This window comes from Massilia antarctica (genome assembly GCF_015689335.1).
Lineage (GTDB): Bacteria > Pseudomonadota > Gammaproteobacteria > Burkholderiales > Burkholderiaceae_D > Telluria_A > Telluria_A antarctica.
In genome coordinates, this window is the sequence record NZ_CP065053.1 from 6681752 (window position 1) to 6703156 (window position 21405).

The 21405-nt window shown below is 65.3% G+C and carries 22 protein-coding genes; 20 read left to right on the top strand and 2 right to left on the bottom strand.

Features of this window, described 5'->3' with window-relative positions; genetic code table 11:
• Positions 1-230 precede the first annotated feature (230 nt).
• The 11 genes from IV454_RS29290 to IV454_RS33445 all read left to right on the top strand — a co-directional run bounded on the left by IV454_RS29290 (position 231) and on the right by IV454_RS33445 (position 8609).
• Positions 231-830: a CDP-alcohol phosphatidyltransferase family protein gene (locus IV454_RS29290; protein WP_206089159.1), complete on the top strand. Its 600-nt coding sequence runs from the start codon at positions 231-233 to the stop codon at positions 828-830.
• A gap of 46 nt (positions 831-876) precedes the next feature.
• A complete protein-coding gene (locus IV454_RS29295) occupies positions 877-2664 on the top strand; it encodes a bifunctional alpha/beta hydrolase/class I SAM-dependent methyltransferase (RefSeq protein WP_206089160.1) in 1788 nt (595 codons plus the stop codon).
• Complete coding sequence (locus IV454_RS29300; protein WP_206089161.1) at positions 2665-3984, top strand: phosphatase PAP2/dual specificity phosphatase family protein; 1320 nt, start codon at positions 2665-2667, stop codon at positions 3982-3984.
• A complete protein-coding gene (locus tag IV454_RS29305) occupies positions 3977-4393 on the top strand; it encodes a hypothetical protein (RefSeq protein WP_206089162.1) in 417 nt (138 codons plus the stop codon). The genes IV454_RS29300 and IV454_RS29305 overlap by 8 nt, the downstream gene beginning before the upstream one ends.
• A gap of 36 nt (positions 4394-4429) precedes the next feature.
• Positions 4430-5128, top strand: a complete 699-nt coding sequence (locus IV454_RS29310; protein ID WP_206089163.1) for a DUF8198 family protein — start codon at positions 4430-4432, stop codon at positions 5126-5128.
• An 89-nt stretch (positions 5129-5217) separates the two neighbouring features.
• Positions 5218-5442 carry a hypothetical protein gene (locus IV454_RS29315; RefSeq protein WP_206089164.1) on the top strand — a complete coding sequence of 75 codons (225 nt, stop codon included), beginning with the start codon at positions 5218-5220 and terminating at the stop codon, positions 5440-5442.
• A 251-nt stretch (positions 5443-5693) separates the two neighbouring features.
• Positions 5694-6101, top strand: coding sequence for a phospholipase effector Tle1 domain-containing protein (locus IV454_RS29320; RefSeq protein WP_206089165.1), 408 nt, complete (start codon positions 5694-5696; stop codon positions 6099-6101).
• Positions 6102-6252: 151 nt separating this feature from the next.
• Positions 6253-6453, top strand: a complete 201-nt coding sequence (locus tag IV454_RS29325) for a hypothetical protein (RefSeq protein WP_206089166.1) — start codon at positions 6253-6255, stop codon at positions 6451-6453.
• 575 nt (positions 6454-7028) lie between these two features.
• Entirely contained in the window at positions 7029-8081 is a 1053-nt protein-coding gene (locus tag IV454_RS29330) for a hypothetical protein (protein ID WP_206089167.1), read from the top strand.
• A 270-nt stretch (positions 8082-8351) separates the two neighbouring features.
• Entirely contained in the window at positions 8352-8477 is a 126-nt protein-coding gene (locus IV454_RS33440; protein ID WP_282961387.1) for a hypothetical protein, read from the top strand.
• Positions 8478-8483: 6 nt separating this feature from the next.
• Positions 8484-8609 carry a hypothetical protein gene (locus tag IV454_RS33445; protein WP_282961388.1) on the top strand — a complete coding sequence of 42 codons (126 nt, stop codon included), beginning with the start codon at positions 8484-8486 and terminating at the stop codon, positions 8607-8609.
• A 45-nt stretch (positions 8610-8654) separates the two neighbouring features.
• Here the strand turns inward: IV454_RS33445 and IV454_RS29335 are convergent, their stop codons facing one another.
• Positions 8655-10046, bottom strand: coding sequence for a hypothetical protein (locus IV454_RS29335; protein WP_206089168.1), 1392 nt, complete (start codon positions 10044-10046; stop codon positions 8655-8657).
• 89 nt (positions 10047-10135) lie between these two features.
• On the bottom strand, positions 10136-10906 hold the full coding sequence (locus IV454_RS29340; protein WP_206089169.1) for an RNA methyltransferase: 771 nt from the start codon (positions 10904-10906) through the stop codon (positions 10136-10138).
• Positions 10907-11083: 177 nt separating this feature from the next.
• Between IV454_RS29340 and IV454_RS29345 the strand changes: the two genes are divergently transcribed.
• The 9 genes from IV454_RS29345 (at position 11084) to IV454_RS29385 (ending at position 21375) form a co-directional block, all read left to right on the top strand.
• Positions 11084-11863, top strand: coding sequence for an inositol monophosphatase family protein (locus tag IV454_RS29345; protein WP_206092898.1), 780 nt, complete (start codon positions 11084-11086; stop codon positions 11861-11863).
• Positions 11864-12109: 246 nt separating this feature from the next.
• Positions 12110-13492 (top strand): DEAD/DEAH box helicase, encoded by a 1383-nt coding sequence (locus IV454_RS29350; protein WP_206089170.1) that lies wholly within the window; start codon positions 12110-12112, stop codon positions 13490-13492.
• 140 nt (positions 13493-13632) lie between these two features.
• Positions 13633-14079 (top strand): MarR family winged helix-turn-helix transcriptional regulator, encoded by a 447-nt coding sequence (locus IV454_RS29355; protein ID WP_206089171.1) that lies wholly within the window; start codon positions 13633-13635, stop codon positions 14077-14079.
• Between the two features lie 5 nt (positions 14080-14084).
• Positions 14085-15386 (top strand): MFS transporter, encoded by a 1302-nt coding sequence (locus tag IV454_RS29360; RefSeq protein WP_206089172.1) that lies wholly within the window; start codon positions 14085-14087, stop codon positions 15384-15386.
• A gap of 142 nt (positions 15387-15528) precedes the next feature.
• Positions 15529-16431, top strand: a complete 903-nt coding sequence (locus IV454_RS29365; protein WP_206089173.1) for a hypothetical protein — start codon at positions 15529-15531, stop codon at positions 16429-16431.
• Between the two features lie 63 nt (positions 16432-16494).
• The gene (locus IV454_RS29370) at positions 16495-17538 is read left to right on the top strand and encodes a DUF4214 domain-containing protein (RefSeq protein WP_082692081.1); all 1044 of its coding nucleotides are present in this window, start codon (positions 16495-16497) and stop codon (positions 17536-17538) included.
• Positions 17535-19526, top strand: a complete 1992-nt coding sequence (locus IV454_RS29375) for a glycosyltransferase family 2 protein (protein ID WP_206089174.1) — start codon at positions 17535-17537, stop codon at positions 19524-19526. Before IV454_RS29370 ends, IV454_RS29375 begins: the two co-directional genes overlap by 4 nt.
• Positions 19527-19597: 71 nt before the next feature.
• The gene (locus tag IV454_RS29380; protein ID WP_282961434.1) at positions 19598-20176 is read left to right on the top strand and encodes a class I SAM-dependent methyltransferase; all 579 of its coding nucleotides are present in this window, start codon (positions 19598-19600) and stop codon (positions 20174-20176) included.
• Positions 20173-21375, top strand: a complete 1203-nt coding sequence (locus IV454_RS29385) for a glycosyltransferase (protein WP_206089176.1) — start codon at positions 20173-20175, stop codon at positions 21373-21375. Before IV454_RS29380 ends, IV454_RS29385 begins: the two co-directional genes overlap by 4 nt.
• Positions 21376-21405 lie beyond the last annotated feature (30 nt).

A 21405-nucleotide genomic window follows, 5' to 3' on the forward strand; every position in this document is an offset into this window, starting at 1 on the left:
GTTACTTAACTTTAAATGTATAGTTATTACTATGTTTCATTACTTTGAAGAATTTTAATTTCGTGTCATAATGAAATGTGTTGTTTTTTGCAAGCCATTTCTCGCGACACGAGCTGCCCGTTTCACAGTCGGCGCTTTGCGCTACGGTCCTCCGCCGCAGCGCTATCGGCCGGCCCCGGCGCGCGCCCTCCCCCAACGCCAACCTTGTACGCTAATTTTCCAGACCGACAATGACGATATACGATCTCAAGCCCAGGTTTCAGGCTCTGCTGCGCCCCTTCACAACGTGGCTCTGGCACCGCTCCGTCACGGCCAACATGGTCACCCTGGCGGCCATGCTGGCCTCGGTGGCGTATGGCGTCTGGATGCTGCTGGCGCCCTCGACCCTGCCGTATCTGCTGCTGCCGCTGTTCATGCTGGCGCGCATGGCCTTGAACGCGGTCGACGGCATGCTGGCCCGCGAACACGGGCAGCAGAGCAAACTGGGCGCCGTCCTCAACGAAGTCGGCGACGTCGTTGCCGATGCCGCCCTGCTGGTGCCCTTCGCGACCTTGTCCGGGGTCAGCGCGCACCTGGTGTACGCGCTCGTGTACCTTGCCACGCTCACCGAATTCATCGGCGTGCTGGGACAGACGACCGGCGCCGGGCGCCGCTATGACGGTCCGTCCGGCAAGAGTGACCGGGCCTTCGCTTTCGGCCTGCTTGGCCTGCTGATCGGCGCCGGCGTGCCGGTCTTGCCCTACCTTAATCCGGTACTGATCGTCATGCTCGCCCTGCTGGCCCTGACCTGCTGGAACCGCGCGCGCCGCGCGGCCGCCGGCGCGGCCTGAGCGCACTTCTTACACCAACGCACTCCCCCACCCAGGATCTTGACTGATGACCATTGACAACAGCAACAGCAGCAACAGCGCGCGCGCATGCCAGGAATGCGGCTTCGACAGCTTCGACGGTACGCGCCTGTTCTACCGCTACTGGCCTGGCGTCGGCGCCAGTGCGCGGCGCGCGCTCGTGCTGTTTCACCGCGGGCACGAGCACGGAGGCCGCGTGGCGCATCTGGTCGATGAACTGGCATTGCCCGAGTTCTCCTTCTTCGCCTGGGATGCGCGCGGGCTGGGCCGCTCGGCGGGCGAGCGCGGCTATGCCGAGAGCATGGCCACCCTGGTCAAGGACATGGATGCCTTCATCGCCCATATCGGCGCCACTTACGCCATCGCGCCGGGCGAACTGGCCGTGATCGCGCAAAGCGTGGGCGCGGTGGTGGCAGCGGCCTGGGTGCACGACTACGCACCGGCCATCCGCGCCCTGGTGCTCGCTTCACCCGCCTTCAAGGTCAAGCTGTACGTGCCGCTGGCGCGCCCGGGCCTGGCGCTGCTGCAGGCACTGCGCGGCAAGTTTTTCGTCAATTCCTATGTCAAGGCCAAGTACCTGACCCACGATCCGGCCCGCATCGCCTCGTATGACGCCGACCCGCTGATTACCCGTCCGATCGCCGTCAATATCTTGCTGGGGCTGTACCAGACCGGCGAGCGCGTGGTGGCCGACGCCGGCGCCATCACGGTGCCGACCCAGCTGCTGATCTCGGGCGCCGACTGGGTGGTGCAGCACGGGCCGCAGCACGCGTTTTTCGAGCGGCTGGGCAGCACGGTCAAGGAAAAGCATGTGCTCGACGGCTTTTATCACGATACCCTTGGCGAACTCGACCGGGCCAAGGCGGTCGACCTGGCGCGCGCCTTCATCATGCGCCAGTTCGCCGCGCCCGCGTCCATCCCCAGCCTGCTCGACGCCGACAAACGCGGCCTGACCAAGGCCGAATTCGACCGCATCAGCCTGCCCCCGGCGTCCGCCGCCGCGCGCGCCTACTGGGCCATGTCGCGCTTCTGGATCGGGGTCGGCGCCAGGCTGTCGGAAGGCTTGCGCCTGGGCGAAACCACCGGCTTCGACTCGGGCAGCACGCTCGACTATGTTTACCGCAACAAGGCGGCCGGCGTGCCGCTGCTGGGCAAGCTGATCGACCGCATCTATCTCGACAGCGTCGGCTGGCGCGGCATCCGCGTGCGCAAGCTGCACCTGGAACGCCTGATCGCCAGCGCCATCGGACGCCTGGAGGCGGCGCGCACGCCGGTGCGCATCGTCGACATCGCCGCCGGCCATGGCCGCTACATCCTGGAAGCGCTGGCGCCGCAACAGCAGCGGGTCGAGCAGATCTTGCTGCGCGACTACAGCCAGCTCAATGTCGACGGCGGTGCCCGCCTGATCGCGTCGATGGGCATGGGCGCGCGCGCCCGCTTCGTGCTGGGCGACGCCTTCGACCGCGCCTCGCTGGCATCGCTCACGCCGCGCCCGACCCTGGCGGTGGTGTCGGGACTGTACGAACTGTTCCCCGACAACGCCCTGATCCGCACCTCGCTGGCCGGGCTGGCCGAGGCGGTCGATGAAGGCGGCTACCTGGTCTACACCGGCCAGCCATGGCATCCCCAGCTGGAACTGATCGCACGCTCGCTGACCAGCCACCGCCAGGGGCAAGCCTGGGTCATGCGGCGCCGTACCCAGGGCGAAATGGACCAGTTGGTGGCCGATGCCGGCTTTCAAAAAGTCGACCAGTTCACCGACGAATGGGGCATTTTCACCGTCTCGCTGGCGCGCCGCAGCGCCGCCGCGCACTAAATGACCGCCCCCGCGACAGCACTGGATTCCCCGGCGGCACAGGGGCGGCCGTGGCGCCGCGCCTGCGTGTGGCTGGCCTTCCTTGGCCCCTTCTTCTTTCTTAGCTACGGGCTGGCCAACTGGTGGAGCGCCAGCCTGCCGCACGTGGGCAGCCTGGCCTTTGAATGGGAACGCCATATCCCGTTCTGGGACTGGACCATCCTGCCGTACATGTCGATCGACGCCTTCTATGCCGTCTCGCTGTTCCTGTGCGCCACCAAGGCCGAGCTCGACACCCACGCCAGGCGCCTGCTGATGGCCACCTGCGTGTCGGTGGTCTGCTTCTTCCTGTTCCCGCTGCGCTTTTCCTTCGACCGGCCCGACACCGCAGGCTTCAACGGTGCGCTGTTTACGGCGCTGGCCGGCTTCGACAAGCCCTTCAACCAGGCGCCCTCGCTGCATATCAGCCTGCTGGTCCTGTTGTGGCTGGTGTACGCGCGCCACTTGCGCGGCGTGGGGCGCTGGCTGCTGCACGTCTGGTTTTTCCTGATCGGCGTGTCGGTCCTGACCACCTTCCAGCACCACGCCATCGACGTCGTCGGCGGCCTGCTGGTGGCGGTGGCCTGCGTGTATGTGTTTCCCGACGCCCCGCACGGCTGGCGGCTTGCCGAGCCCCCAAGCGGGCGCGGCAAGCCGCTGGCGCTGCTGTACGGCGCCGGCGGCGCGGCCTGCTGGGTGGCGGCGGCGCTGCTGGGCGGCTGGGCCTGGCTGCTGACGTGGCCGGGCACGGCCTTGCTGCTGGTCGCCCTGGCTTATAGTTACTTCGGCGTGAGCGTGTTCCAGAAGCATGGCGGGCGCACCAGTTGGGCCGCCCGCACCCTGCTGCTGCCCTACCAGATAGCCGCCTGGACCTCGTCGCGCTGGTTCACGCGCGCCATTCCAGCGCGCGCCGAGGTGGTGCCAGGCGTGTGGATCGGCCGCGTACCCGGACGCGAAGCGCTGGCCGGCATGGCGGTGCTCGACCTGACCGCCGAATTCCACGCCGCGCCGCAGCGCCGCACGCACTACGAGAGCGTGCCGATGCTCGACCTGCGCGCGCCCTCGCCGGCCCAGCTCAACGCCGCCATCGATGCCCTCGACCGCCTGCACGCGCAGGCACCGGTGCTGGTGCACTGCGCCCTGGGCTACTCGCGCAGCGCGCTGGTGATCGCCGCCTGGCTGCTGCGCCAGGGCTTGGCGGCCGATGCCGGCGAGGCGCTGGCCATGCTGCGCAGGGCGCGCCCGCAAGTGGTCCTGAACCAGGCTCAGCTGGCCCTGCTGGACACGCGCGCACATGGCTGAGCCGATCCTGCGCGAGCAAGCCACGGCCGCCGGCGTGATGGCGGCTTTTCTGCGCGTGGGCGCCCCCATCGATCACGCGTCCTCCCTGCTGCTGGCCTTGGGCGTGGCGTGCGGGCTGCTCGATCCGCTGAGGCTGATGTCGGTGATCGCCCTGCTGCTGGGACTGATTGAAAAATATGTCGCCTGGCGCGCCGCGCTCGATGCCGACCTGTTCGCCGTGCTGGCGCGCGCTCCGGAGCACGATGCCGCCTTCGACGCGGCCCTGGGCGCCTGCATGGGCCGGGTCGCCCCCCTGCCGCAGCGCACCCTGGCGCAGCGCTGGCAAGGCGCGCGCCGCTTCCTGCTCTGGCAAATCGGACTGGTGCTGGCGCAAGCGCTGCTGCTGGCCGCCATGCTGCTTTTGAGGTAGTGTACGTCTGACATCCATCCGCCGGTTTCAAGACGCATGAACAAAGACACCCTGGTGATTGAACTGGAGCGCCATCTGCGCGCGGTCGCGGCCGAGCGCGAGGCGGCGCGCCGTGATCCGGCCCTGCAGGCGGCGCGCACCGCCGTCAAGCGCTACCAGTCGACGCGCCTGGCGGCCACCCATCCCGACCTGCTGGCCGCGCCCGACACGCGCGAGGCGGCCGCGTTCTTCCTCAACGATATCTACGGCGCCCACGATCTCGGGCAGCGCGAGGCCGACCTGGAACGCATCGTGCCGAGCCTGCAACGGCTGCTGCCGGTCGAGTCGCTGCACACCATCACCGGCGCCATCGCGCTCGACGCGCTGACCGAAAAGCTCGATACCGGCATGGCGCGCGTGCTCGGCGCCGATTTCGATGAAGCGGCCTATCTGATGACCTACCGCAGCGCCAGCGCGCCCGAGGACCGCGCGCGCCAGCTCGACCTGGTGCAGCAACTGGGCGACTCGCTGTGCGCGCTGGTGCGCATCCCGCTCTTGTCGCTGACCCTGTCGGTGATGCGCGCGCCGGCCAGGCTGGCCGGGGTGAGCGAGCTGCACCAGTTCCTCGACCGTGGCTTTTCCAGCTTCAAGAAGATGAAAAAGCCGGCGCACTTTGTCGGCACCATCGTCGGGCGCGAGCGGCGCGCCATGGGGCATATCTACGCCGGGCGCAAGGAACCATTCGATGTGTTTTAACAGAGAACAGATGAAAATTGTCCATTGGACGAGCTACTCCATACCTATCCCCGGCGGCAATCGTGCCGCCGGGGTACATGGAGAAGTTCATGAAAGATATGTCGCGCGCGCTTCGGCGCCATCATGCGGTTCGCCTCAAGCGAGCACGCCGTTTTTATTCAGGCATCGATAACGCTACCGATCCGCGTCGCCATGGGATCCTGCTGCATACCCCGGCCGTGTGCAGCTGCTGGATGTGCGGAAATCCAAGGCCTTACATTGGCCCGACAATCGCCGAGCTGCTGCATATGGTGAAACTGGCGGAGGAAAGCTGATCGGCTTGGAGCGCCTGGCAAAACCCTTTGCTTGCTCAATGAACAACAGCCGCGTACACTGAGCCATTGCGACCGGCCGCTGTTGGCCAAAAGCCGACCTCGAATAAGAACCTTTCATGAACTTGATTGGTCAAGAAAATGACCACGACATATGTAATATGCATCGATGGCACTTGGAATGCTCCAGGACAGAAAGACATTAACCAGGTTAGCGCCGAAGAAACTGAAACCGAAACAAACGTTGCGAAGACTTGAAAGCCCTGACGGGATGCGAAATCGATGCTAAACATTCCTACGGCGCGATGGCACCTCTCAAGTGGGGAACGGGGTCAGCACTGTACTTGAATGGCGTGGGCAGTAGGGGCACGAAGTTTGCCGACACTTTCGACGGTGCAACAGGAACGGGAACTTCCGAGCGTATTCGCGATGCGTATCGATTCCTGGCGGAACGATATGAAGCAGGTGACCGAATATTCGGTTTTGGATTCAGCCGAGGCGCTTTTGCATTGCGCAGCTTGGTAGGATTTATTGAAGCTGTTGGGCTACCCCAGCTTCCTTCGTTAATTAAGGACGATGAGCTGTTCCGTACTAACTCATATTTATACGGTCAGCATCCGGCCAGAAACAGGCAGGATGAAATGATGGGGCGATGTCCGTGAATCGGATGTATGACGCTAGTTAGGTTAGTCAGGTACGCATTACACAGTTGGCAATGTGGTTGCGATGTCGCAAAGCGACAACCAGGCCACACGAACTTTGATTCTCCTCAAGCCGATTTTTGCGGCGAGTGCAAAAGTTTGAGGAGGAAATATGAGCTCAACAATAAATCTCACCGAGAAGCGACTGCTCGCTCGAGTGCGTATTGCCCTTGCATTGAGCCGCACGCACAGGATTGACCATGTCGCGGGGTTCCTGCTGGACTATGGATCTGCCATCGATCACGCCTGTGGCGTCCTGCACCTCGTCGATGTCACACCGGAAGCGCCAAAAATGCTTAAATCGACAGATTGATCGAACCTTCTGTACACGCAGTCAGAAGCACTGGCAGCTATCCTATGTCATAGGCCACGTCCAGCCATGTTCAATTTTTGGTATTTATTTTTTTACCGTAAATTAGAAATTGTCATTGCGCTATTGTTGCAGTACCTTCGGGGGTGTGGCAAATACACCGCCTAGCCTGGGCGACCGACCAACGCGCCGAGGCTCGGGCGCGATGGCTGCCGTACTGATCGTCCATATGCGAATACATGCGGCACATCGCGTTCCGATATCTGCAGCCCCCGTAGCGGTAGTCGGTCGCCGTGCAAACTAATGAATTGACGCGCTGGGGCGGTCCACTGTCGAGCTATCAAAGGGAGTGTCTGATGAAAATCGCTTTCGTAGTGCGGGCCTGGCTGTGCCGGGCTTGGGTCATCGGTCGGGAGCAAAGATGCGAATTGAATTAGTGTACGCAAAACACAGCGGGCTTTAAAGAGCGGCCAACTACGAATCGGCACACGATCCCACGAGTCTAATCATCCAAGTTCATCGCCGAGGCAAGAAACTGGCTCCTCCGCCCTCCGATGAGTTTCTTAATGGAGTTACCCATGAATCTGTTAAAGAGCGTTGACGCGAAATCGCGGACGAACATTCCGGTCGGTGTGGCTACGATGAACGACGAGCGAATTAGCTTGTATGTTATTGATCCTGAGCAAAATCTACTACAGCTGTTGTTGTCTGATGAAAATAATTGGACTGGCGTTGGCCTCGGTGCACCACCTGGTGTTGGCCTGATAAGCGGAATAGGTGCAACAGCTGACCCGGCCGGTACGTCAAACGGATATGCTTTCGCGTTAGGCGATGACGGTAATATCTGGGCGAATTACGATGGGAATTGGGCGTCGCTGGGACCAATGCCAAACGGCATCATTGCTAAGGCTTACGCTGGCGCAAGTTTAGGCGAATCAACTGTCAATGTATTTGTGTTCGGATCGGACGGCAATCTGTATTGCTGCACCAGTTACGGTTCAATACCGAACCGCTGGAATTGGAGTGGCATCCCCTCTCCCTTTGGTCAACCTGTTTTCGGAACTATAGGTGTCACCGGAATGCCTGACGTCGTCAACGGCGGACCGTATTGTTTAGCATTGGGCCAAGGCGGTAACATATATTGTGGACCGAACCCGGAGTGGAATTCCCTGGATGCGCCGCCCGGGGTGCAAATAACAGAACCTATTGGCGCGACGATGGCAGCTGCCATGACGGGTGCTTCACCAACCGGGGGAATCTATCCGTTTGCAACCGCCGCAATTATTGACTCTACCAACAATGTCTGGACATTTCAGTTCGACCCGTCCTCACAGCAGGCTCCGTTTCGCACCCCCCTGTTGTCGGGTCAAGGCTCCACGCCAGTGATTGGCGTCGGCGCAGCATCATTTGAAGGTACAGGGTGTGCCATTTACGTGCTCTCCGAGGATAACACGCTCTGGATGTATCTGTGGACTTGGAACCCACTCGGCACGCCGTCGGCGAAACTTGTCAGGCCAGTGGGCGTCGCCGTAAATATGAAGGTAGCCTGTGCATTTATTGCCGATGAAAATGGGGGAATTTGGTGCAACACGTGGGACCAAAACAGCGGAAGCTGGGCTTGCGTCGCATAATAGTGTCCTTAGAATTTGGGGTTACATGCCTAAATCATACGAGGGATGTCCAGCGGCCTAGTGCCGATGCGACAGCCTGCTTTGGGGCGGATGCAGCCTTGCGCCAAAACGAGCAGCATACTGTCGAGTAAAATGGCAACGTTCGGCCGGAAACAGCCGGTCAACTCCGGCAAGTAATCTCAATTTGCATGTGCTGGTCGGTTGCGTTGCCATGAAATTCACCTTCGCCGACCGGGCAAGGTGCCCCATCCACTAACCTGAAGAGCCCTGATGTTCTACGAAATTGTGACGACCCCGGAGGCAGTGCCCCTGTTCCAGCGATCGCGCGGCTGCCGCTCGCTGCGGCTGGAGCGCTCGGTGGAAAACCCCGACACCTACAAAGTGGTGATCGCCTGAGATACCTTGGAAGACCACACTGTGCATTTCGCTGCCAGCGACGAAGTGCAACTATTTCGCAAGCTGGCGGGCGGATTCGTGGCCGGGCCGACCCACATGGAACATGTGCGCACAGTCCTGACCGGGTTCTGAAGCCGGCGCGCAAACAGTTATACGCGTACTGAGCCGCGGCGCGGTTCAGGGCGGCGCGGGCGGCGCGCCGGCAGTGGCGATGCCCAGTTCCCTGGAAAAAACGCTGCCCATGCGCCAGGCGCCCCCCGGGCCATCGCGCACAACGGTAAAATCGCCTTCGTGCACCTTGGTTCCGCCAAACACCACGCTCACCGGATCGTTGTGCTCGACCATCAGGCGGCAGCTGAAGCTGTTCCCGGAGCCAAGATCGCGGCACGGCGCCAGCGGCTCGATATCGACGATCCGGCGTACATGCTCGGGTTCGGGATCCTCCTCGGCATACCGCACCTTACGGTCCACCGTGCGCCGGAGCTGGGCGATCATCAGCGGATCGAGCTTGCCCTCGGTGATCTGGTCGGCTGCGGCGTCGAAGGCCTTGCGCAGCGCGGCGCGGCCGATCGGGTCGGCCCGGTGGATGAACCTGCCCCCGGCGTCGAGATGGCCGTAGCGCGCCTGAACCATCGACGCAGCCGCGGCGTTGAGGACAATGCGCCCGGTAACGGCGTCGCGCGCGAGGATATATGCATGGACCTGGGCGCGATCGCCTCCGCTCAGACGGGCGAAGCAGCCGCGGATGCCGGTTTCGCTGGCAAAACCGACCTCAACGTAGCGGTCCAGCGCGGGCTTCGGCAGCGGCCGTCCGCGCGCCATGGCGATCGACATGCCATCGTGGGCCGGCAAGGACGTGGCCATCGCAGTATTGATGGTGCGCACGATGCCGGCGTCGTCGCATGTCGGCACTGACGCCGGGGCCGGTTCCGGCTGAGGCTGCGGCGCCAGCCGGGCCGAAATCCACATGGCGACGCCAGCTGCCAGCACCAGCGCGCCCAGCCAGCGCCAGCGCACCCGGGCAGATGCCTCGCGCGCGGCTGCGCCATGCTCGTCGAGCAGCATATCGGCCTCGGCGATGATCGCCGCGCGCCGCGCGCTGCCCCCTTCGACGGCGCGAATCTCGTCGAGCCGTTCGGGCGTCATCTCCGCTTCAAGCACCATCCAGGCCAGCGCCGCGGCCGGGGAATCGATTACTTCATCTTCCATCACAACGACGAGGGCGTCCTCGCATTCGTCCCCGGTGATGATCCCTTCGGCCACCAAGGTGTGGAAACAGTCGTGGCTGGCGCGCGCCTCCAGCACCAGCAGCTTGTGCTGCGCGCGCGCGATCAGCGGCAGATACTGGTGGCCGGCGCCGTCTTCAACGATCCGTGCCCGGCCCGCCTCAAGGCTTGCCTTGGACAAGAGGCCGCGCCCCACCAGCCACACCACATAGTCGTCCAGCGCCAGGTAGCCGAACAGCTCGGCGCGGTCCGGATGCGCCAGGACGCGTTTGTAGTCGCTGGCGTCGACGATGCCGAGTTCTTGCAAGACCGAAAAGGGACTGGGCGTGGAATTAAAGGACATGGAGAGCCCGCCCGGTTTCCGATTGCCCGTTCTTCAACATGTCAGGCCGGTGGGGGAAAATGATTTCCCCGTCGCGCAGCGCCTTGCCCTCACGGCTGGCCGCGCGCCTTGAGGATATGGCGCGCGATGCCGCGCAGGATGTTGACTTCCTCGGTTTCGAGCTGGGTGCGCGAGAACAGGCGCTTCAGGCGCGGCATGAGTTTCTTGGGATTGTCGGCGTCGAGAAAGTCGATCGCCACCAGCGCCTGCTCCAGATGCGCGTACATGCCCTCGACCTGGTCCAGGCTGGCGGAGTCGCCATGAAAGCCAATCGGGCTCGGGGCCGGCGCCGCGCTCTCGCTATCCATGCCGGCCACCCGGCATTCATAGGCCAGCACCTGGGCCGCCTGCGCCAGGTTGAGCGAGGAATAGTCGGGATTGGCCGGAATATTGATCAGCACATTGCACTGCTCGACGATCTGGTTCGGCAGGCCGAAGCGCTCGTTGCCGAAAACGAGCGCGGCCGACAAGTCGCCCTGCCCCGCCACATGGCCGGCGAACTCGCGCGGACCGAGGACCGGCGGCGAAAATTCGCGCAGGCGCGCCGACACCGCGGCGGCGAAATTGCAGCCTTCGAGCGCCTCGCCGATGCTGCCGACGATGCGCGCCCCTTCCAGGACATCCTGGGCGCCGCTGGCGAAGGCCACCGCTTCGGGGTCGGCCACGGCGTCGGGAAAACGCGGATTGACCAGCACCAGGTCGGTAAATCCCATGGTTTTGATGGCGCGGGCGACGGCGCCGATATTGCCGGCGCGGCTGGTCTCGACCAGCACAAACCGGAGGCGTTTGAAAACAGACGTGTTGATTTCGGGCGTGTTCATTTAAAATAGCGCTATCGCGCAGTAGCGGATCATTAAAACAGGGCTGACAAGCCCGCGATTTTAACCAGTTCGCCGCCGCACCGCTCTTTAATTCATTCTTGTTCACTACCGTACGCTGCGCCCAAGGGGGCGCCGTGGGCGTTAGCGTTCTTTTAACGGAAGCTCTACATGCACCCAATGCTCAATACGGCGATCAAGGCAGCTCGCCGCGCCGCCACCGTGATCCAGCGCGCGTCCTTCGACGTCGACCGCATCAGTGTTACTGAAAAACAACACAACGATTTCGTCACCGATGTCGACCAGGCGGCCGAACAGGCGATCATCGAAACCTTGCTCAAAGCCTATCCCGACCATGCGATCCTGGCCGAGGAATCGGGTGCATCCGCCAATCTGAACGACGAGAGCGAATTCGCCTGGATCATCGACCCGATCGATGGCACCACCAATTTCATGCACGGCTACCCCAACTATTGCGTCTCGATCGCGCTGGCCCAGCGCGGCATCGTCACCCAGGCCGTCATCTACGATCCGGTGCGTAACGACCTGTACACCGCCTCCAAGGGCGCCGGCGCCTACCTGAACGACAAGCGTATCCGGGTCACCAAGCACGACCGCCTGGCCAACACCCTGCTGTGCTCGGGTCACGGCGCCGGTCCGCGCGCATTGGCCGACTACATGAAGATGTACGGCGTCGTCGCCGAGCGTTGCCAGGCCGTGCGCAGCGCCGGTTCGGCCGCGCTGGAACTGGCCAACGTGGCCGCCGGCCGCAGCGATGGCTTCTATGAAAAGGGCTTGAAAGCCTGGGATATCGCCGCCGGCTCCCTGCTGGTGACGGAAGCGGGCGGCATCTGCGGCGAGTTCAACGGCGAGTCCGCCTACCTGCACAAGGGCGATATCATCGCCGCCAGCCCCAAGGTGTTTGGCCAGATGGTCACCTTGTTGGCGCCTTTCGCGTAAAATACGCCACTAAGCTGTACTGGAGGCCTTGTCCGGCCTCCGCTTTCCCTCCGCCAGGCTTAACAAGCCGCACGTGAAATTTCCACAGCGAAACTGATTTCTGTTAAATTCAGCATCGCTGTGTATGCTGCAATGTCGGGTGGCACCGTTTCCAGTGCCTTTGCCACCACGATTTTCTAATATTGATTGCCTGCGACTGGCGCTTTCTGCAATGAGCGACGGGCCGATCTCCACCATAAAGTTATCATGTCATTTTCTAAACTCGGCCTGTCCGATGCTATCGTTCGTGCCGTAACCGAACACGGTTACACCGTCCCGACCCCGATCCAGACCCAGGCGATCCCCGCCGTGCTGAACGGCGGCGACCTGCTGGCGGGCGCACAAACCGGCACCGGCAAGACCGCCGGCTTTACCCTGCCGATCCTGAACCGCCTGTCGACCGATGCGGTTGGCGCGGCCCTGGCCAGCAAGACCTCGCCGCGCTCGGTACGCGCGCTGATCCTGACCCCGACCCGCGAACTGGCGGCCCAGGTCGAGGAAAGCGTGCGCGTGTACGGCAAGTACACCCAGCTCAATTCGGCCGTCATCTTCGGTGGCGTCGGCATCAATCCGCAGATCAAGCAGCTCAAGCACGGCGTCGACATCCTGGTGGCCACCCCCGGCCGCCTGCTGGACCACATGGAACAGCGCACGGTCGACCTGTCGAAGGTCGAAATCCTGATCCTGGACGAAGCCGACCGCATGCTCGACATGGGTTTCATCCGCGACATCAAGAAAGTGCTGGCGGCCCTGCCGGCCAAGCGCCAGAACCTGCTGTTCTCGGCCACCTTCTCGGAAGAGATCAAGGCCCTGGCCGATGGCTTGCTCAACAAGCCAGCCATGATCGAAGTGGCGCGCCGCAATTCAACGGTCGAAGTCATCGCCCAGAAGATCCACCCGGTCGACCGCGACAAGAAACACCCGATGCTGTCGCACCTGATCAAGTCGAACAAATGGACGCAAGTGCTGGTCTTTACCCGCACCAAGCATGGCGCCAACAAGCTGGTCGAACAGCTCGGCGCCGACGGCATCGGCGCGATGGCGATCCACGGCAACAAGAGCCAGTCGGCGCGCACCAAGGCGCTGTCGGAATTCAAGGATGGCGCCCTGCAAGTGCTGGTCGCCACCGACATCGCCGCGCGCGGTATCGATATCGACCAGTTGCCGCACGTGGTCAACTACGATCTGCCGAACATTCCTGAAGACTATGTGCACCGTATCGGCCGCACCGGCCGCGCCGGCGCCACCGGCGAAGCCGTGTCCCTGGTCTGCGTGGACGAGCACGACATGCTCAAGGATATCGAGAAGCTGATCAAGCAGACCCTGCCGCGCCAGATCATCGCCGGTTTCGAGCCGGACCCGAACGCGCGCGCACAGCCTGTGCAATTGCGCAGCGGTGCGCCAGGCCACGGCGGCCGCGGCGGCCGTTCCGGCGGCGGCCAGGTGGTCAAGGTCGGCGGCGGCGGTGGCCGTGCGCCGGCCAAGCCACGCAGCGCCGGTGGTGCTGGCGGCGGCGGTGGTGGTGGTACGGCTGGCGCGCGCGGTCCGCGCCCGGCCGCACCGCATCGTTCGGGCGGCCGCGGCCGCTAAGCAAGTCCGGCTCACGCCGTAGCGCGTGGCCACCGATTCGCCCATCCGCAACGATGGGCGAAAATAAGTGGCCACGCGTTTTAAAAGCCTATATACTTGCATACTCAAGCATCAGTACCGTATTTCTAAAGGATAACGCAATGAACGAATTGAATTCCCACGCCGAACTCTGCCTGCGCATGGCGCGCGCCAACGCGGCCCTGCTGCGCCGCTTCGACAATTCGCTGGGCGGGCATCACGGCATCAGCTTTTCCGACTTCCAGATCCTCAACCACCTGAGCCGTGCCCCGGGCGGGCGCCTGCGCCGGGTCGACCTGGCCGAACGGCTGGGGCTGACCGCATCCGGCATCACGCGCAGCCTGCTGCCGCTGGAGAAAATCGGCCTGGTTACGCGCGAAGCCGATCCGCGCGATGCCAGGGTTGGCTTTGCCGTGATCACCGCGACGGGCAAGGAACTGGCGCTCAATGCCAGCGATGTCGTCGACCTGATCAGCCGCGAAGCGCTGCGCCCCTTCGCGCCGGACCAGCTTGAAGCGATGTCGTCCATCCTGGGACAGATCGCCGGCATCAACCTGAGCAACAGCTAAGCGCCATGGACAATCCACGACAAACGCGCACGGCCCTGCTGCGCGACCCGGATTTCCGCTGGATGATGGGCGGCGCCATCATTTCAGCGCTGGGCGACCAGTTCACCATCATCGCCCTGCCCTGGCTGGTGCTGGTGAGCACGGGCGACCCGTTCAAGATGGGCCTGGTGATCGCCCTGATGAGCGTGCCGCGCGCGATTTTCATTTTGCTCGGCGGCGCCCTGGTCGACCGCTATTCGCCCAAGTCGATGCTGATGATCAGCAAATACGTCAACACCGTGCTGCTGGCGCTGCTGGCCGGGATGGTGTTTACCGGGCACGTGAGCTTGGGCGCGATCAGCATGCTGGCGCTGGCGATCGGCTTCGCCTCGGCCTTCAGCATCCCGGCCGGCACCTCGATGCTGCCGAACGTGGTGGCGCCGGCCCAGCTGCCGATGGCCAACGGCATGATGATGGGCGTACGCCAGGTCACCATGCTGGCCGGGCCGCTGCTGGCCGGCCTCTTGATGGCGCTGTTCGGCGACGGCAGCGGCCATGCGGCCGGCAGTGCGGCCGGCGCGGGCGCGGCCGGCGTCGGCATCGCCTTCGCCGTCGACAGCGCCAGCTTCTTGCTGTCGGCCTGGACCCTGTCGAAAGTAAAGCTGGCGCATGCGCCGCCGAAAGCGGCGCCGCAAGCAGTGCTGCGCGCGGTCGGCGCCGGCCTCGCCATGGTCTGGAACGACACGGCGCTGCGCACCTGCATGCTGTACTGGGGCCTGTGCTCGTTCGTGGTGGGCGGCACCATGCAAGTGGCGCTGCCGGTGCTGGCCAGCACGGTACTGCACGGCGCCTCGGCGCTGGGCCTGGTCATGGGCGTGCACGGGGCCGGCAGCCTGGCCGGGATGGCGCTCAGCGGCGTGCTGGGCAAGTTCCGGGTGCGTAACTTCGGCACCACGGTGCTGCTGGGCGATGTGCTGGTCGGCCTGTTGCTGATACCGCTGGGACTGGTGGCGGCGAGCTGGCAGGCGGCCGCCCTGATGCTGGCGATCGGCGTGCTCGGCGGGTTCATGCAAGTGGCCGTGTTCAGCTGGCTGCAGCAGCGCGTGCCGCGCGCCATGCTGGGGCGGGCGATGAGCATCTCCATGTTCATCTTCATGGGCGTGGCCCCGCTGTCGGCGGCGCTGACGGGCTATCTGCTGCAACAGCTCACCTTGGCGCAGCTGTTCGGCGCAGCCGGTTTGTTCCTGATGGGGACGGCGCTGCTGGCCTGGCTGCTCACGCCGATGAGCACCGTGGCCGACGGCCCGCCACCGCCGGCGCAAGCCTGATACCGCTGGCTTGGCACCACCCCCATTTTTACAACACTATAAATAAAAATAGCAGACTCAATCGCGCTTACATGCTTTGGCGTTATAGTTTTCAGACACGAAATTTAACCGTATTCTCATTTTTGTGTCGGATACATGCACTATGGAAATTACCGGCTCCACCGTCATACTCCAGCCTGGCATCTACATCCTGCGCCATCCCACCGGGAACAAGGCCGCGCTGAGCATCGCGCGCGCCCCCGGCACCCCCGCCACGCAGGGCAGGATGGAGCTGCTCAGCACCGCGGGCACCCACGGCAGCGTGCTGCGCGACGGCGCCGACTGCATCGTGCTGCACATCAGCGACGCTCCCGTCACCTTGCTCGTCAGCGCCTTCCTGGAAAACAAAAATGCCCCCGTTCCGGCATTGCGTGTCGACCAGATCGCGCTCGAGCGTGGATCGGTGCCGCCACCGATGCGGGCACCCGCCGACGCGGCCCCGTCCACGCCGGCGCACGCCGCGCCGATCGCCATCGGCGCCCAGGGCATTAGCCTCATCGGTCACGTCGAGCGCCATGGCGACGTCATGGCGCCCCCCGGCGCCCTGCTCGGCGACCCGGACAGCCTGCTGCGGCTGGAAGGCTTCCAGGTCATGTGGCCCGACCGTCCGCACGGAGTCGACCTCGCGTACAGCATTGCGGTCGAAGGCGGCGGCGTGCTGCCAATGGTCAAGAGCGGCAAGTTCTGCGGCACCCGTAACGAGGCCAGGCGCATCATCGAAGTGAGCTTCGCCCTGATCGGACCGGCCGCCAGCCAATGGCGCCTGGAAGGGACTGCCCACTTCAGCGGCGGCTACCAGGTGCCGGTGCAGGCGGCCGTTCCGCTCAGCGGCCCGTCGGGGCTCGAGCACCTGACTGCGATCACCCTGCACGTGCAGCGCAGCGACACCGGCGCCAGCGAGCGCAATCCCTGGCTGGAATCGGCCACCACCAAAGTATTCAAGGCAACAGCTGCGCAAGCCGAGCGGGAGCAATCGGCCAACAGAGACGAAGAATTTGCTTCATGAGCCACGTCCCGTAGCCAATTGCGATCGCGGCAGCCAGTCTTAACGACCTGAGGAGGAGTAGCGATGTATCAACTAACAAGCAGTGCGACCACCACGACCCTGATGAATTCGAGTTCGACGTTGTTTACGCAGGGAACGATCGACCGCATCCTGGCATTGACGACCGCGCTCGACAATGCGGTGACCTTCGATACGGTGATACCCGATATGAACGGCCAGCTTCCCGTTTCCGGCAACAGCGAGGTGTTGTTGGTAGCGTCCTCCGACACCGCCCGGACCACGATTGCCGCCGGCCCCAGCGCGCCGGTCACGATTTTCCAGGGCAAGGGCGGGGTCGACGCGCGCTTCGAGGATGCGCGTCCGACCGGCCTGCCCGATACGGTCCCCGAACGCATCGTGATCGGCAGCACCGGCAACGACAAGTTCGTCATCGCCGACGACCGCAACACCCAGCTGACCCTGGGCACCGGCAATAGCACGGTGTCGAGCATCGGCACCAGTTACGACACCATCGTCGCCGGCCTGGGCAACAGCACCATCGTCGGCGGCACCTCGGGCAATGCGATCGTCCAGCTCAAGGGCAACGCGTCCGACTACAAGGTCACGGTCCAGGATGGCCATGCCATCGTCAGCAACCTCGGCACCCTCAAGACCACGGACATCAGCAAGATCCAGTACGTCCAGCTCGACGGCGGCCAGGCGCTGGTGCTTGCCAGCGATGCCAAGGAGGCCAGCGTGAGCACCCTGTACTCGGCCGCGCTGGGACGGGTGGCGGACGCCAAGGGTCTGGAATTCTGGATGGATGCGGTGCGCGCCGGCGTCTCCCTGGAAAGCATCGCGCAAGGCTTCCTCGATTCGAGCGAGTACAAGGCCAAGCCGCAGCTGACCGATCAGCAATTCCTCGACGGCCTGTACCTGCACACCTTCAACCGCGCGCCCGATGCCGAGGGCCTGGCCTGGTGGACCAATGTGCTCGACAGCGGCGTATCACGGGCCTCGGTGCTGGCCGGCTTCATTTCCGTGGCCGGCAACAGCCTCGATGGCACCGGCAACTACATCGAGCCGGTCGTGGTCGGCTCGGTCACCGTCGTTCATGGCATTGTTTGAACGCGACCGCTGCCGTCCAGGGCACGCCGCCTGCGGCAGCCTGGAGCGCGTCACGCCTGCGCGAGGATTTCCTGCTCGCCCAGGCGGTCGACGCTCTCCAGGAAGGCTGGCCGGCCGACGCCCTGCTGGCCGCCGAAGCGGCTTGCCGCCGCCATGCGGAGGCGGCCATTCCGGCCTTGCTGCGCGCCACCATCTTGCAAGCGTCGCGTTCCGCCTTCAGTAGCGCGGCCTGGTACCACGCCTGGCGCCGCGATCCGCAAGATGCACGGCTGCAGGATTTACTGATCAACGATTGGCTCGCCCACGGCGCCGGCGCGCGGATCGCCGCCCTGGCGCCGGCGCTGCTGCCGGCCCGCTGCCGCGCCGCCAGCCACGCCAGCTTGCTGGCCAGCCTGCGCCAGGCCGGCTGCCTGCCGGCCGGGGCTTGCTGGCGCGTCGGCGCCGCCATCGAAGGCATGCTGTTCGAGGCGCACACGGCCCCGCCTGCCCAGCTCTGCCTGCGCGACGAACTGAGCCAGCAAAACTATGACGTGCGCCTGCCGCCGGGCGCGGCGGGTGCGCGCTTTTCCTTCATCCCGCCGCACCCGGACGGGGTCTGGTCGCTGGCCGTGGCCGGCGCCACCGCCGCCCTGCCCGGCTCGCCCCTGGTCTTTGCCGTGCCGCGCGCCACCTCCGCCGCGCCGCCCGCCGCCACGGCGCTGGGCGTACTCATTCCGGTCCACAGCGGCCTGGCGCAAGTGCAGGCCTGCATCGCCAGCGTCCTGGCCAGCCTGCCCGCCAACCGTGCCGGCGCCACCATCCTGGTGATCGATGACGCCAGCCCCGAGCCGGCGCTGGCGGCCTGGCTCGACGCCGAGCGCGACGCCGGCCGCATCGGCCTGCTGCGCAACCGCTACAACCTGGGGTTCGTCGAAAGCGTCAACCGCGGCCTGCGCCAGTTGCAGGGCCACGATGTGCTCCTGCTCAATGCCGACACCCTGGTCCACGGCGACTGGCTGGACCGCCTGCGCGCCGCCCTCTACCGGGACGACGATATCGCGGCCGTGGCCCCGTGGTCGAATAATGGCGAAATCAGCAGCTTCCCCGATATCGCCAGGGCCGCCCCGGCACCGGACGCGGCCGGCCTGGCCCGCCTCGACGACCAGGCCAGTGCCCTGCACCGCGCCGGCGCCTGCGCCGACGTCGACGTGCCGGCGTGCTGCGGCTTCGCCATGCTGATGCGCGCCACGGTGCTCGCCGCCATCGGCGGGCTCGACGGCAACGCCATCGAGCGCGGCTATGGCGAGGAAGTCGACTGGTGCCTGCGCGCGGCCGCCGCCGGCTACCGCCACCGGATCGCCACCGGCGTGTATGTGGCCCATGCCGGCGGGGTCTCGTTCGGCGACGAAAAACACCTGCGGGTGCGCCAGAACCGCGCCGTGCTGATGGCGCGCTATCCGCACTACTACAGCGCCTACCGGCGCTTCCTGCAAGACGATCCGCTGGCCGCCGCGCGCGCCTGCCTGGCCGCATCGCTGCCGCCCGCGGCGGCCGCCATCGATGCAGCGCCCGCGCCGCTGCCGCCGTCGCTGGCCTCCTCGTGCACCCGCATCGCGGTCCTCGCCCACTGCACCGCGGGAGCGCTGGCGGCCGGCGTGCTGGCCCTGGCGCGCCTGGTCGCCGCGCGCCCCGATCTGTCCCTGCGCCTGCTGGTGATCGGCGAGGTCAGCGAAACGCTGTGGCGCACCGGCGTGGTCGACGTGGTCGCGCCCGCCAGCGGGGCAAGCTTGCTCAGCGACAGCGACCTGATCGGCCTAAGCGGCTGCATCGTGCTGCTCGCCGCCGACCCGGCGCAGGCCCGCATCGCCATCGACACGGTGCGCCTGGACCCTGGCTTCGATGCCGGCAGCTGGTTTTCCGCCTTGCTGGCCAGGGCCCACGTGGCCCCGCGCCCCGCCCTGGCGCCTCTCCATTTTGCCAACCCGGGCAGCACGGGGGCGCGATCATAGCGCAGCCGGGCGACAGCGGCGTAGCGCGCCGCCTGTCCGACGACGGCGCCGCCACGCACGCGCGCCAGCTGCTGCACGTCGGCTGCGGCGCGCGCGGCAACCGCAGCTTGCCGGCCTGCCTGCGCGGCCCCGCATGGCACGAAATCCGCCTCGATATCGACCCCGCCGTCGAACCGGACATCGTGGCCAGCATCAGCGACCTGCACATGGTGGCCGACGCCAGCATCGATGCCATTTTTTCCTCGCACAACCTGGAGCATCTGGACGCCTTCGCCGTGCCGCGCGCCCTGGCCGAATTCCGCCGCGTGCTGCGCGCGGACGGCTACGCCCTGATCACCCTGCCCGACCTGCGCGCCATCGCCCTGCACATCGCCGCCGACCAGCTCGACTCGCCGCTATACCAGTCGCCCGCCGGTCCGATCCGGCCGCTCGACATGCTGTTCGGCCACCAGGGGGCCCTGGCCGCCGGGCACCGGCACATGGCGCACCGCACCGGCTTTACCGCCACCACCCTGGGGCGCAGCCTGCTGGCGGCCGGCTTTCACGAAGTGCGCGTGCACGAAGGCCGGCACTGGGACTTGTGGGCCCTGGCCAGCATGCCCGCCACCGGCGCCGCCGTATGGGACGAGCTGGCGCAGGTGATGCAATGAAGATCCTGTTCATCCATCAGAATTTCCCGGCCCAGTTCCTGCACCTGGCGGGCGACCTGGCGCGGCGCGGGCATCAGGTGGTGGCGCTGTGCCGCAACGCGCGCGCCGCGCCCGACGGGGTCGCGCTGCGCACCTACCAGTTTCTGCGCCCGCCGATGCCCGAGATTCATCCGCTGCTGGCCGAGCAGGAAAGCCAGGTGCGCCACGCCGAAGCCTGCGCCGCCGCCGCCATGCAGCTGCAGCGCGAAGGCTTCACGCCGGACATCGTGCTGGCCCATCCGGGCTGGGGCGAAGCGCTGTTCATCAAGGATGTGTTCCCGCAGGCGAAACTGCTGCTCTATTGCGAATACTATTACGCGCTCGAAGGCCAGGATGTCGGCTTCGATCCCGGGCTACCCCCGCTCAGCATGCCCGAGCGCTGGCGCCTGCGCCTGCGCAACAGCACCAACCTGCTGAGCATGGAACTGGCCGACGCCGCCATCGCGCCCACCCGCTGGCAGCGCGACACCTATCCGGCCTGGGCGCGCGACAAGATCACCGTCATTCACGACGGCATCGACAGCGAGCGGCTGCGCTTCAACCCCGAGGCGCGCCTGGCTTTGCCCGGCGTGGCCGCCCCGTTCGCGCCGGGCGATGAAGTGATCAGCTTCGTGGCGCGCAACCTGGAACCGATGCGCGGCTTCGATGTGTTCATGCGCGCGCTGCCGGACGTGCTGCGGCGCCGGCCGGACGCGCACGCGATCGTGGTCGGCGGGGACGAGGTCGGCTACGGCTATCCCGCTCCGGGCGGGCGCAGCTGGAAAGAACACATGCTGGCCGAGGTCGGCGCGCGGCTCGACGGCGCGCGCGTGCATTTCGCCGGCCAGCTGACGCCGCGCGCCTACCTCGACCTGCTCAGCATCAGCCGCGTGCACGCCTACTGGAGCGCCCCCTTCGTGCTGTCCTGGTCATTCCTGGAGGCGGCCCTGAGCGGCGTACCGGTGCTCGCTTCGGCCACCGCGCCGGTGCTCGAATTTTCCGCCGCCCTGGGCGTGAGCTGCGTGCCGTTTTTCGATGCCGCCGCCTGGGCCGATGCCATCGCCCTGCGCTGCGCGGCCGGCACCCAGCCGCGCCAGGCGCCGCCGCCCCTGCCGGAACTGACGCTGGAGAACTGCCTGGCGCGCCAGCGCCAGTGGCTAGCCGCGGCGCTGGCGACATGAGACCCCGTTTTTCTTACCGCACCAGGAGAG

Bases quoted from the DNA above. Each gene is read 5' to 3' on its own strand.
- IV454_RS29290 (WP_206089159.1), top strand. From the start codon at position 231: ATGACGATATACGATCTCAAGCCCAGGTTTCAGGCTCTGCTGCGCCCC.
- IV454_RS29295 (WP_206089160.1), top strand. From the start codon at position 877: ATGACCATTGACAACAGCAACAGCAGCAACAGCGCGCGCGCATGCCAG.
- IV454_RS29300 (WP_206089161.1), top strand. From the start codon at position 2,665: ATGACCGCCCCCGCGACAGCACTGGATTCCCCGGCGGCACAGGGGCGG.
- IV454_RS29305 (WP_206089162.1), top strand. From the start codon at position 3,977: ATGGCTGAGCCGATCCTGCGCGAGCAAGCCACGGCCGCCGGCGTGATG.
- IV454_RS29310 (WP_206089163.1), top strand. From the start codon at position 4,430: ATGAACAAAGACACCCTGGTGATTGAACTGGAGCGCCATCTGCGCGCG.
- IV454_RS29315 (WP_206089164.1), top strand. From the start codon at position 5,218: ATGAAAGATATGTCGCGCGCGCTTCGGCGCCATCATGCGGTTCGCCTC.
- IV454_RS29325 (WP_206089166.1), top strand. From the start codon at position 6,253: ATGAGCTCAACAATAAATCTCACCGAGAAGCGACTGCTCGCTCGAGTG.
- IV454_RS29330 (WP_206089167.1), top strand. From the start codon at position 7,029: ATGAATCTGTTAAAGAGCGTTGACGCGAAATCGCGGACGAACATTCCG.
- IV454_RS33440 (WP_282961387.1), top strand. From the start codon at position 8,352: ATGTTCTACGAAATTGTGACGACCCCGGAGGCAGTGCCCCTGTTCCAG.
- IV454_RS29335 (WP_206089168.1), bottom strand. From the start codon at position 10,046: ATGTCCTTTAATTCCACGCCCAGTCCCTTTTCGGTCTTGCAAGAACTC.
- IV454_RS29340 (WP_206089169.1), bottom strand. From the start codon at position 10,906: ATGAACACGCCCGAAATCAACACGTCTGTTTTCAAACGCCTCCGGTTT.
- IV454_RS29345 (WP_206092898.1), top strand. From the start codon at position 11,084: ATGCTCAATACGGCGATCAAGGCAGCTCGCCGCGCCGCCACCGTGATC.
- IV454_RS29350 (WP_206089170.1), top strand. From the start codon at position 12,110: ATGTCATTTTCTAAACTCGGCCTGTCCGATGCTATCGTTCGTGCCGTA.
- IV454_RS29355 (WP_206089171.1), top strand. From the start codon at position 13,633: ATGAACGAATTGAATTCCCACGCCGAACTCTGCCTGCGCATGGCGCGC.
- IV454_RS29360 (WP_206089172.1), top strand. From the start codon at position 14,085: ATGGACAATCCACGACAAACGCGCACGGCCCTGCTGCGCGACCCGGAT.
- IV454_RS29365 (WP_206089173.1), top strand. From the start codon at position 15,529: ATGGAAATTACCGGCTCCACCGTCATACTCCAGCCTGGCATCTACATC.
- IV454_RS29370 (WP_082692081.1), top strand. From the start codon at position 16,495: ATGTATCAACTAACAAGCAGTGCGACCACCACGACCCTGATGAATTCG.
- IV454_RS29385 (WP_206089176.1), top strand. From the start codon at position 20,173: ATGAAGATCCTGTTCATCCATCAGAATTTCCCGGCCCAGTTCCTGCAC.